General features: G+C 69.6%; 9 protein-coding genes. 3 read left to right on the forward strand and 6 right to left on the reverse strand.

Annotated features, from left to right (window positions below; translation table 11 throughout):
* Complete coding sequence (locus AB0H43_RS16930) at positions 1-219, forward strand: hypothetical protein (protein ID WP_360000270.1); 219 nt, start codon at positions 1-3, stop codon at positions 217-219.
* Here AB0H43_RS16930 and AB0H43_RS16935 read toward each other — a convergent pair.
* Positions 216-1,283, reverse strand: a complete 1,068-nt coding sequence (locus AB0H43_RS16935) for an NAD(+)/NADH kinase (protein WP_360000271.1) — start codon at positions 1,281-1,283, stop codon at positions 216-218. The genes AB0H43_RS16930 and AB0H43_RS16935 overlap by 4 nt on opposite strands.
* Positions 1,284-1,393: 110 nt before the next feature.
* Here AB0H43_RS16935 and AB0H43_RS16940 point away from each other — a divergent pair, with 110 nt between their 5' ends.
* Together AB0H43_RS16940 and AB0H43_RS16945 are read left to right on the forward strand one after the other, a co-directional pair.
* Entirely contained in the window at positions 1,394-3,025 is a 1,632-nt protein-coding gene (locus AB0H43_RS16940; RefSeq protein ID WP_360000272.1) for a carbohydrate binding domain-containing protein, read from the forward strand.
* 95 nt (positions 3,026-3,120) lie between these two features.
* Entirely contained in the window at positions 3,121-3,963 is an 843-nt protein-coding gene (locus AB0H43_RS16945) for an LPXTG cell wall anchor domain-containing protein (RefSeq protein WP_360000273.1), read from the forward strand.
* A 61-nt stretch (positions 3,964-4,024) separates the two neighbouring features.
* Here the strand turns inward: AB0H43_RS16945 and AB0H43_RS16950 are convergent, their stop codons facing one another.
* From AB0H43_RS16950 to AB0H43_RS16970, 5 genes are all read right to left on the reverse strand, one after another.
* Positions 4,025-5,329 (reverse strand): toxic anion resistance protein, encoded by a 1,305-nt coding sequence (locus tag AB0H43_RS16950; protein WP_360000274.1) that lies wholly within the window; start codon positions 5,327-5,329, stop codon positions 4,025-4,027.
* Positions 5,329-6,480, reverse strand: coding sequence for a hypothetical protein (locus AB0H43_RS16955; RefSeq protein ID WP_360000275.1), 1,152 nt, complete (start codon positions 6,478-6,480; stop codon positions 5,329-5,331). Before AB0H43_RS16955 ends, AB0H43_RS16950 begins: the two co-directional genes overlap by 1 nt.
* Positions 6,481-6,550: 70 nt before the next feature.
* Positions 6,551-7,144: a 5-bromo-4-chloroindolyl phosphate hydrolysis family protein gene (locus AB0H43_RS16960; protein ID WP_360000276.1), complete on the reverse strand. Its 594-nt coding sequence runs from the start codon at positions 7,142-7,144 to the stop codon at positions 6,551-6,553.
* Complete coding sequence (locus AB0H43_RS16965) at positions 7,141-8,778, reverse strand: vWA domain-containing protein (RefSeq protein ID WP_360000277.1); 1,638 nt, start codon at positions 8,776-8,778, stop codon at positions 7,141-7,143. The genes AB0H43_RS16960 and AB0H43_RS16965 overlap by 4 nt, the downstream gene beginning before the upstream one ends.
* Before the next feature lie 202 nt (positions 8,779-8,980).
* A partial coding sequence (locus AB0H43_RS16970; RefSeq protein ID WP_360000278.1) for an ATP-grasp domain-containing protein occupies positions 8,981-10,348 on the reverse strand: 1,368 nt, incomplete at its 5' end.

Consider the following 10,348-nt stretch of genomic DNA (forward strand, 5'->3'; position numbering starts at 1 on the left):
ATGCCCGCACCGAGCGGATTCGATTACCTGGTACGCGCGGACGGGACCGTGGTGATCACCCACCGCGGCCGGGCCGCGACCACGTTGCGAGGCGGCCGGGCCGCCGAGTTCCTGGCCGAGGTGGACGACGATCCGCAGGAGGTCATGGCCCGGTGGACGGGCAACTATCGCCGGGGCAACGAGCGGACGGCGCGCAACCATCCACGGAACCGGGGTTAGCCCGCGCGATATCCCCACGGGCCTGGATTGAGCAGATCAGGCGGGATGGGGTCGGCCGGGCGGTAGACCGCCGGAGCCTCGCCGTCGGCCAGCGCGGCCGCCGCGTCGGCGAGCCCGAAACGGTCGCGTACCCGGCTGAGGAAGTCGAAGTCGCCGACCCGGGCCAGCCGGGCGGGCCGGGGCGCGGCGTAGACCGAGACCCAGTCGCCGGGTTCGAGGACGCCGCGCAGCTGACCGTCCACGGTGACCGCGACCCGGCCGGACCGTTCGAGCACCAGAACGCCGACTCGCTCCCGCCGGGCGTCCAGCAGGATGCTGCGGTTGAACGCCATATGCGGGGCGACCGGGGTGAAGACGAGTGCGTCGATGCCGGGCGACACCACCGGGCCGCCCGCCGCGAAGCTGTACGCCGTCGACCCGGTCGGCGACGCGACCACCAGCGCGTCGGCCGAGTACGAGGCGAAGTGGCGGCCGCTGACGTAGACGGCGACGCTGGCCAGCCGATCGCGGGCCAGCTTCTCGAAGACGACGTCGTTGAGGGCGGTGATGTCGAGCGCGACGCCCCAGCCGACCTCCTCCGGCGTACCGAGGCGGGGCTCGGGCGGGGGAAGCATGGGACCACGGCCGAACTTCAGGTAGGACTTGATGTCGGGCGGGATCGACAGCGGGCGCGAGGCCCGCATCGTCAACGTCAGCCGCTCCTCCACCTCGACGTTCCCGGCCTGCACCGTGTCCAGCGCCGCGACCAGGTCCTGCGGGCGTACCTCGGTGAGGAAGCCGACCCGGCCCACGCTCACGCCGAGCACGAGAGCGTCGGCGTGCATCGCGACGCGTACGCCCCGGAGGAAGGTGCCGTCGCCGCCGATGGTGACGATGAGGTCGGGATGCCCCGCGCGGGCCGCCTCCTCGGCGCTGTGCAGCCGCCCGTCGCCCGGAGCCGCGTTCCACACGTCCACGTCGACGCACGGTATGCCGTGGTCGCCGGCCCAGGTGCGGACCTGAGCGGCGGCGATCGCGGCCTGCTCCCGTCCACCGTGCACGACCAGCCCGATGCGGCGGATCATCGGCCACCCCCTCTCGCCCCTTGGCCTTTCGAGCCTAGGTGACCGGGGGTGGCCCGCTCCGAGAACGACACCTATAGACACAGTAAGGAAAGTTTATTAATAATGCACGCATGAGAAAGCTTCGATTCATCGCGCTCGCCCTGGTGCTGGCCGGTTCCCTGCTCGTCGAAGCACAACCGGCGTACGCGGCCAACCTGCTGAGCAATCCCGGCTTCGAATCCGGCGCCCTGTCCCCGTGGTCGTGCACCGGCGGGCTCGGCTCGGTCGTCAGCACCCCCGTCCACAGTGGCAGTCGGGCCCTCGCCGGAGCCGCGTCGGCCGCCGACAACGCCCAGTGCACGCAGACCGTCACGGTCCAGCCCAACACCGCGTACGCGCTGACCGGCTGGGTCCGGGGCAGCTACGTCTACCTCGGCGTCGTCGGCGGGGCGTTGACGTGGACACCGTCGGCCACGGCGTACACCCAGCTCACCGTGACCTTCACGACCGGCGCGTCGCAGACCAGCGTACAGATCTTCCTGCACGGCTGGTACGGCACCGGCACCTACTACGCCGACGACCTCTCGCTGGACGGCCCCGGCGGCGGAGGCGGCACCCCGACCGGCCCGGCGACGCCGACCGGGCTGGCCGTCACCGGCACCACGAGCAGCTCGATCTCGCTGGGCTGGGCCGCGTCGACCAGCGCCACCGGCTACCGCGTCTACGAGGGCACCACCCTGCGCAGCACGGTCACCGGCACGACCGCCACCATCAGCGGGCTGGCGACGTGTTCCAGCCACAGCTACAGCGTCGCGGCGTACAACGCGGACGGCGAATCGGCCGCCTCGGCCCCGGTGAGCGCGAGCACCTCCGGCTGCCCGAGCGCGCCTGGACTGCCGCTCGCACCCTATGTGGACCTCGGCGCCTGGCCCACTCCCCTGCTCACCGACCTGTCCAGCGGCAGCACGGTAAAGAGCTTCACGCTCGCCTTCATCACGGCGTCGGCCTGCAAGGCGATGTGGTTCAACGCGTACGACCCCCGGCAGGCCTGGAACCTCGACCAAATCCAGGCGATCCGGGCGGCCGGCGGCGACGTCAAGGTCTCCTTCGGCGGCGCGACCGGCATCGAACTGGCCCAGGCCTGCTCGACCGTGGCCGCGACGCAAGCCGAGTACCAAGCCGTCGTGTCGGCGTACAACCTGAAGTACATCGACCTCGACATCGAAGGCTCGGCCACCGCCGACCCGACCTCGGTCGCCCGGCGCTCGCAGGCGCTGGCGGCGTTGCAGCGGGCCAACCCCGGCCTCAAGATCTCGCTGACGCTGCCGGTCCTGCCCGAGGGCCTGACCGCCGACGGGCTCAACGTCGTACGCTCGGCCCGCGACGCCGGAGTCGACCTCGACCTGGTCAACGTGATGGCGATGGACTACTACCGAAGTGGTGACTACGGCGATCTCGCGGTCCAGGCGGCGAACTCGACCTTCGCCCAGCTGAAGACGCTCTACCCGGCCAAGACCGACGCCCAGGTCTGGAAGATGGTCGGCGTGACGCCGATGCTCGGCCAGAACGACGACGGGCACGTCTACGACCAGGCCGACTCGCGGCAGATGGTGACCTTCGCCCAGTCGAAGCACCTCGGGATGCTCTCCTTCTGGGAGACCACCCGCGACCGCAACGCCTGCACCGGTGCGCTCTACCGCTGCACGAACGTCGCCCAGGCGCCCTACGAGTTCAGCAAGATCTTCGCCGGCTACACCGGCTGATCAGGCGCTGACGGCGGGCCCGGTCACCGGATGACCGGGCCCGCCTCCGCGTTGCGTCACGAGATTGGTGGGCGATTAGCGTAGGTTCATCCGTTGTGTTGAGAATTAGCGGTGTTCGCGGCATCGCCAGCAGCCTCGCCGGACTGGCGGCGATCCTCACCCTCGCGACCGCGGCCGCCGCCGACACCGTCCACAGCCTTCCCGGCGGCAACTGGAGCGTCCTGCCCGACACGACCGCGGGCGGATCGGTCGCGATCGTCCCCGGCCCCGGTACGCCGCCCGCCGGAACCGGCAGCCTCAGGCTGCACGTAGACGGAACCGCGGACCGGGCGCTGGCCGGGACGGACCTCGGCGAGCTGACGACCCGGCCCTGGTCGGCGCTGTCGGCGTCCTATTCGACCTACGTCGAGGCCGGCGGTTCGGAGTCGTTCACGCCGACGCTGCGCTTCGCCGGGTTCCAGGTCGTGACGCCGGTGCCGCAGAACTTCACCACGCTCAGCTTCGAGCCGCGGCACAACGGGACCGTCACGCCCGGCCAGTGGCAACAGTGGACCCTCGGACCCGACTCGATCGTCTGGCAGTCCACCACCACCGATGGATTCTGCGTCCAGGCCACCCGATGCACGCTGGCCGAGTTCGCGGCGCACTACCCGGCTGGGGCGTGGGGTCAGGCACAGCTGGGCCTGGGCTCGGGCGTCGCCGGACCGGCCTACGGGTACGCCGACGCGGTGACCGTCACCGACGGCACGACCAGCCAGTTCACCGACTTCGACCCGACCCCGGCGCCCTCGGCCAGCCCGTCCGTCAAGCCGTCGCCGACCGGACCGACCCTGCCCGACACCGGAACCCAGGTCGGTACGCCGGCGCTGATCGGCGTCGGCCTCCTCGTGATGGGAGCCGCGCTCACCTTCGGGCTACGCCGCCGCCGCTTGTCGTGACCGGGTGACGCCCGCCGTCCTGACGGGCGTCACCCGGCCGCTCAGCGGAAATCTCCGACGCTTAGCGGACGACGGTCGCCGAACTCTCGATCACCGAGGCCGGAATCTCCGGCGCGGCGGGCAGCTCCAACGGCTTGCGGGCCTTCGTGACCAGCTCGACGACGCTGCGGGACAGCTGCTGCGAACTGGCCGACATGGACTCCTGCGCGGTGACGATCACGGTCACCACTTCGGCTCGGGCCTGCTGGCCGAAGCGTACGGCCTCTTCGATGCCCTTGGCCTGGGCGTCGATGGAGGCGGCCACCTCCAGGATCGTCTCCGGGCGTACGGTCGGGGTCTGGATGATGCGGGCGATCTCGGGGACGGCCTTGCCCGACGCCGACGCGTACGCCGAAAGCACCTCGTTGGCGCCGTCGGCGACCGCCTGCTGCATCTGCGCCGCCTGGTTCGCCTGCAGGAGCAGTCCCCACTGGGCGATCGTCAGCTTCATCGTCGGGATGGTCAGGTTCACCAGCAGGGCGAGCCGCTGGCCGAGCCCGTAGTTGAGCAACCGGATGTTGCGGACCTGGGGCGAGGTCGACCACGCGACGAACAGCCGTTGCTGGTACTCGTTGATCCGTACCTCGATCGCCTGGACGAACTCGGTGACCCGCGACAGTCGCTCCTCCTTGTCGCGCTTGTCGGCGTCGTTCGGGTCGATCACGATCGACCGAGCCTCGGCCACGGCGAGATCGCGTACCAGCTCCATGACGGCGATGGCCCCCACGAGCTGGCCGATGGCGGCCTCGTTGGCCCGGTAGAGCTCGTCGCACAGCACGACGTTGCGCTTGAGCTGGTGCTGCTTCTCGACCAGCGTGCCGGCGATCCGGTCGAGCTGCTGCTCGACCGAGCGGGCCTCCTCGAAGAGCATCTCGACGAGGTCGCGGCCCTTGCGGAAGATGCCCTTGACCGCGTCCATGAACTTGTCGAAGGTCTCGCGGAGCTTGGGGTCGGTGGGGTCGTACTTGTGCCGGAACTCGCGCATCCGGTCGTTGATCTCGTGCATGATCGCGGTCAGCTCCGGGATCTTGACCGGGCCGACCTCGCGGAAGATCCGCGAGACCTGCGCGTTGACCCCGTCGATCGCGCCGGAGCCGAAGGTCGCGAGCTTGTCGGTGTCGGCGAGCATCTGCGGGTAGAGCTGCTGGGCCAGCGCCGCCGCCTGCTCCCGCTGAGCCGGGGTGAGCAGCTCGGCGCAGACGAGCTGCTTCGGCTCGCCCGCCGCGACCAGCGTGGTGATGGCCTGGTCGGCCGGGCCGACGGCGGGCTCGGCGGGACCGCCGACGATGCTGCCGAAGTCGATCGCGAGCTCGGTGGGCTGAGACATCAGGAGCACTCCTTCGCGTCCTTGACGCAGGCGAGCAACGCCAGGGTGACCTCGGCGTTGGGCGGGGTGGTGGTGCGGACCTGCTCGGCCAGCGGCAGATCCTTGAAGACGGACGTCTCGTTGATGCCCACCTGGACGCTGGACCGGAAGCCGTACTTCTGCCAGGCGATCTCCTGGATCTGCCGGTCCTTCATGGCCTCGATGAACCGACCGGCCGCGCCGTCCAGCGCGAGGATCGGGTGATCGCTGTAGATGGTGGGATCGGGGTAGAGGATGCGCACGTTCTTCAGCACGGCGGCGCTCGACGTGCCCATCTGCGCCACCTGCTGGATGAGTTGGTTCTCGTACCCGGCGTAGAGCGGGGCGTGGAACTCCGCGCCCTGGGTCAGCCACTGCCGGAACCCGGCGTCGGAGCTGGCCGCCTGCAGGCCCTGCGCGTCGTACAGCGCGCGAATGGTCGGCAGCGCGCTCTTGGCCTGCGCCAGGCTCGGCGCCTGGAAGACGTCGGCCGTCGCGATGATGTTCAGCTCCAGCTGGGTCAGGGTGAAGCCGCTGTTGGAGCGGGCCGGGTCGGTGCTGGACACGGTGATCGGCCCGTGCAGGTCGGCAGCGCCCAGCGAGTCCCAGGTCTTGCGCTTCAGCACGTACTCCAGAAGCAGCTTCTTCAGGTCGACGATGTAGTACCGCTCCGACCGCTTCACCACGAGCCCGGCTTTGACCAGCGCTTCGGTCCCTTGCGGACCGGCGTAGACCACTTCCGGGGACTGGAGCACGGTCTCGGCGCGGTATTCCCCGAAAGCGCCCTTGTGCTGGGTCTCGAAGACGTTCTGCGCGCTGGCGCTCGACGGCCACAGGCAGTCGATCTTGCGGCTCTTCAGATCCTCGGTGCTCAGCTGCACCTGGTCGTAGGAGCCCTGCGGGTTGAAGGCGACGGTGACGCCGTAGGTGTCCTTCAGGATGCGCTTGACGTCCGGGTCGGCCATCAGCTCGGTCTTCTCCGAGCCGCCGACACAGTTGACGGTGACCGCCTCCGGCTTGCCGCCGCCCTGCGGGCTACCGCCGCCGCCCCGGGTCAGCACCCAGGCGGCCGCGACGCAGACGACCAGGACGAGCACGAGCCCGATCAGGAAGCGGGGACTCGGCATTCTCACTTTCGAGCGCTCCTTCGCTAAAGGGTGGGCAGCTCAGCCCCGGCTGGCGGGCCGGCTGCGGGGGCTCCGGCTAGAGGGTGGGCAGCTTCGGCGGGGCCACGGTCTCCAGGTTCGCCTGGTACTGGGCGATGTCACCGGAGTTGACCAGGCGCAGACTGTCCAGAGTGAACTGAGCGAACCGGTCGAACGCCGCCTCGCCCCCGGACATCAGCGCCGCCGGATCGGTGTAGAACGACGGGTTCCGCTGGATGTCGAGGTACTGGGTGAGCACGCCCGACAGGCTGGTCAGGTGGGCGCCCAGTTGGCTGGCGCTGGAGTAGAGGCTGTTCGGCGACCGCGCCTTCACTCGCGACAACAGCTCGGGCGCCTGGTCACAGGCCTGCTGCAGCAGGTGCTTCGCCGTCGGGGAGGCCACGTCCTTCAGACCCCGCCGGATCTCCCGGATCGTCCGCAGCGCCTCTTCCATCTTCTTCTCGGCGTCGGCGGCGTACTCGTCGTCGGAGACCTCGCTGGGCCGCCGCGAGTCGATCATCAGGTAGAGGCCGACCGCCCCGGCCGCCGCCAACAGCGGCGACCAGAGCAGACTCCGCGTCGCGACGAACATTCCGACGAAGATCCCGACCGCGGCGACGAGCGCGGCCCCGGCCGCCAGCTTGCCCCTCACTTGTAGCCAGCCGCCTGCCGCAGCGCGGCCACCAGGTCGTTCTGCTGGACGAACGTCCCGCCGGTCGCGGCGGCGACCTCCGTCAGCTGGTCCGGGTCCGCGTCACTGCCGAACGCGATGGAGATCACGGGTACGCCCAGCGCCTTGATCGCGTCCAACGCGGGTCGCCGGTCGCCACCGGTGTCGGACTTCCCGTCGGACATCACGATGATCAGGCGTTTGCGGCCCGTGTCGGTGACCTTTCCCAGTTCCTCGGCGGCCCGGCGCAGGCAGGCGTACATGTTGGTGCCGCCGCCGGGCGAGTAGTCGGTGATGTGCGTGGTCAGTTCGTGCAGCTTGGCCGCGTCGTTGCCGTCCACACTCCACGGACCCTCGGTGACCTTGCTGTTGAAGATCGCGACGGTGGTGCGGTCGAGCGGCCCGGTCTGCAGGAAGTTCAGCGCGGCCTGGTCGGCGTCGAACACTTGGTGCGCGGCGTCCTCGACGCCCGTCCAGCCGTTGTTGTCCTCCATCGACCCACTGCCATCGAGGCAGTAGTACGCGTCCACCGGCTTGCGGTAGTGCGTCTGATACCGCTCGAGCGCCGCCACGATGACCGCTGCCGACGGGTACTGGATGCCCTGTTCCTTCAGGTTCGCCTGGATGCCCCAGTCCGGGTTGAACACCGTCACGTCGGGGTTGTCCAAGGTCAGCCCGATGCTGCTCGACGGACGTCGGCCGAGCTGGAGCAGCTGCTTCTTAGCCTGCTCGTCGGACAGGAGGTACGCCTGCAGCTCGGTCAGGATCCGCCGCTTGCCCGAGTCCGCGTCAGTGCCGTGCGGCAGGAAGCCGAGCGGCGCGTCGCTGATCGCCAGCGCGCCTCGGGGGTAGACCGCGTACAGGGGTTCCTTGTTGGCCTTCACCAGTTCCTGGTTCTTCTCGATGACCAGGTCCTCGTAGGTGAACAGGGTCCGGCAGGCGTCCGGGTGCGCGAGGCACTCGTTCATCATCGTGCCGGTCGACGGGGGCGTGGCGTCCATGGCTCGGATGAACCGCGTGATGCCCTGCTCGACCGCCGGCGAGTCGAGCTGTGCCTGTGTGAGCGCCTGACCGGTGCCGTTGCCGGCGAAGTGGTTCATGAAGGCGAACAACGCGGTCGCGCCCGAGTTGGACTGCGTCGGGTTGGTCGCCCACACCTTCGTCTGTCCGGACTCGACCGCGCCAAGGATGTCGCCGATCTTCACGTCCGGCTTGCCGACGAAGCCGAGCTTCTGCATCTCGCCGCGCCAGCCCGCGTACACGATCGGGGTCAGGAACATCGGCTTGACGTCCTGCAGCGTGCTGGCCGCGTCGCCGATCTGCGAGAACACCGAACTGGCGAACCAGTACGCGTCGTAGTCCTTGTCGCCCGCCTTGAGCAGCCGGGCCTGGTCCACCGAACCCTTCAAAGTGAACCGGCAGTCGTAACCCTTGCCCTTGCACCACGGCACGACCACGGTGTCGAGCACCTTCTGCTGCTCGGATCCCGCGACGATGCTCAGCACCTTCGGGTCGGCCGAATAGCCCTTCCCTTGGGAATCCTCGTCGTCGCCGGTGCACCCCGTCAGCGACAACGCGGCCACGACCGCTGTCATCAGCAGTGCCCTGAGTCGCACCTGCCACCCCTCCCCTGTCTGCTGGAACGATTCCCTTGGTAGCAGCCTCTGACAAGGGCAAACATGGTGAACGCATAGTGAACGGCAGATGAATCGACAGGCACTCGCGCGTTATCCGGGATGACGCGGCTTCGGCTAGATTCTTAAGCTCGTCATCCCGCATGACGCGCAACCTCACGGGGTTGCACGACAGCCAGGCGGATCAGCGGGCAGGCGTGATGTCGAAGCCCTCCTTGAGCGCCAGGATCGTGCCGCGGGCGCCTTCGACGAGCGAGCGACCGTCCGATGTGGTCAGCGGCTCGTCGGCTTCGAATCGGGCCATGATGGCACCGGGCAGCATCGTCACGCCGCGCTCCGGCAGACCGGTCACCCCGGGCGGACAGACCGGCAGCTCGTGCACGACCCCGGCGGGGCCGTCCCAGCGCAGCAGCAGATGACTACCGGGCCGAACTGCATCCGGCGCGCGAGACGGCACGCCCAGCGGTACGCCGACCAGGGCCTCCACATGCGACACGAGACAGGGCTCGTCCTGGAGTTCGCTCAGCAGCCAGGAGGATCCCTGCACCCGGGGGTTGACCTCCAGCAGGGCGATCTCGGATCCGCAGACCGCGATGTCGATTCCGAAGATTCCCCGATGGCCGAGAGTACGCAGCCACTCCCCCACGATCGCGGCGGCTTCGATCGCGGCGGTCTCCACCGCCCGGGCGAGCGGACCGCCGAACGTGCTCCCGCAGTACGCCCCGAAGCCGAACCCCAGTTCACCGATTCCGCTGGACTGGGTGGACACCGGGAGGAGGCGTACGCCGTCGTCGTAGACGACACCGGCCGAGTTGATCGTGACGTCTCCGGCGTACCGGGAGAACAGCCAGTGCGGGACGTGCGGCTGGCCGGTCAACGCCCGCGCCACGTCCGCCTCGACGGCGACGAGATAGGTGCCCTGACCGCCCGCCCCACTCGGCGCCTGCATGACGAACGGCGTACCGAGCTTGCGCGCCACCGTCGCGAAATCCACATCGGACGCATCGAGGATCAGCTCCTCCGGCACGGGCAGGCCGAGGTCCCGCAGCTTCGCGCGTACCATGATCTTGTCCTCGGCGATGGGCTCGGCGACGCCCAGTGGGCTGGCCGCCAGGCGTACGCGGCCGGGCCAGGCGGCCGCTGCCGACTCCCAGGCCAGGCTGGCCCGCGGTGGGATGAGCAGCACCGGGCGGCCGTCGTCCTCGGCGCTCGCGGCGAGCACCTTCGGGACGAAGTCGGCGAGCCGGGCCACGTCCCCGAACCGCCACCGGCGGCGTACGCCGTCCAGCCGTTCCAGCGACAGACCCGTCGTTCCCGGCGTGGCTCCGGCGTCGCCGGACAGGACGCAGATGCACGAGGGATGCCGGGTCAACGGCGCCATCATGCCCGGGTACGCACTGGCGGTGACCAGCCGATACCCGGCCAGGCCCGAGCCGGGACCGCTCGATCCAGGGCCGGGACCGCTCGATCCAGGGCCGGGACCGCTCGATCCAGGGCCGGGACCGCTCGATCCAGGGCCGGGACCGCTCGATCCAGGGCCGGGACCGCTCGT

Origin of the sequence: Hamadaea sp. NPDC050747, assembly GCF_040654195.1 — a bacterium.
Lineage (GTDB): Bacteria > Actinomycetota > Actinomycetes > Mycobacteriales > Micromonosporaceae > Hamadaea.

What these genes read in the sequence shown, in the direction of transcription:
- AB0H43_RS16930 (WP_360000270.1), top strand. Translation starts at nt 1, where the DNA reads ATGCCCGCACCGAGCGGATTCGATTACCTGGTACGCGCGGACGGGACC.
- AB0H43_RS16935 (WP_360000271.1), bottom strand. Translation starts at nt 1,283, where the DNA reads ATGATCCGCCGCATCGGGCTGGTCGTGCACGGTGGACGGGAGCAGGCC.
- AB0H43_RS16940 (WP_360000272.1), top strand. Translation starts at nt 1,394, where the DNA reads ATGAGAAAGCTTCGATTCATCGCGCTCGCCCTGGTGCTGGCCGGTTCC.
- AB0H43_RS16950 (WP_360000274.1), bottom strand. Translation starts at nt 5,329, where the DNA reads ATGTCTCAGCCCACCGAGCTCGCGATCGACTTCGGCAGCATCGTCGGC.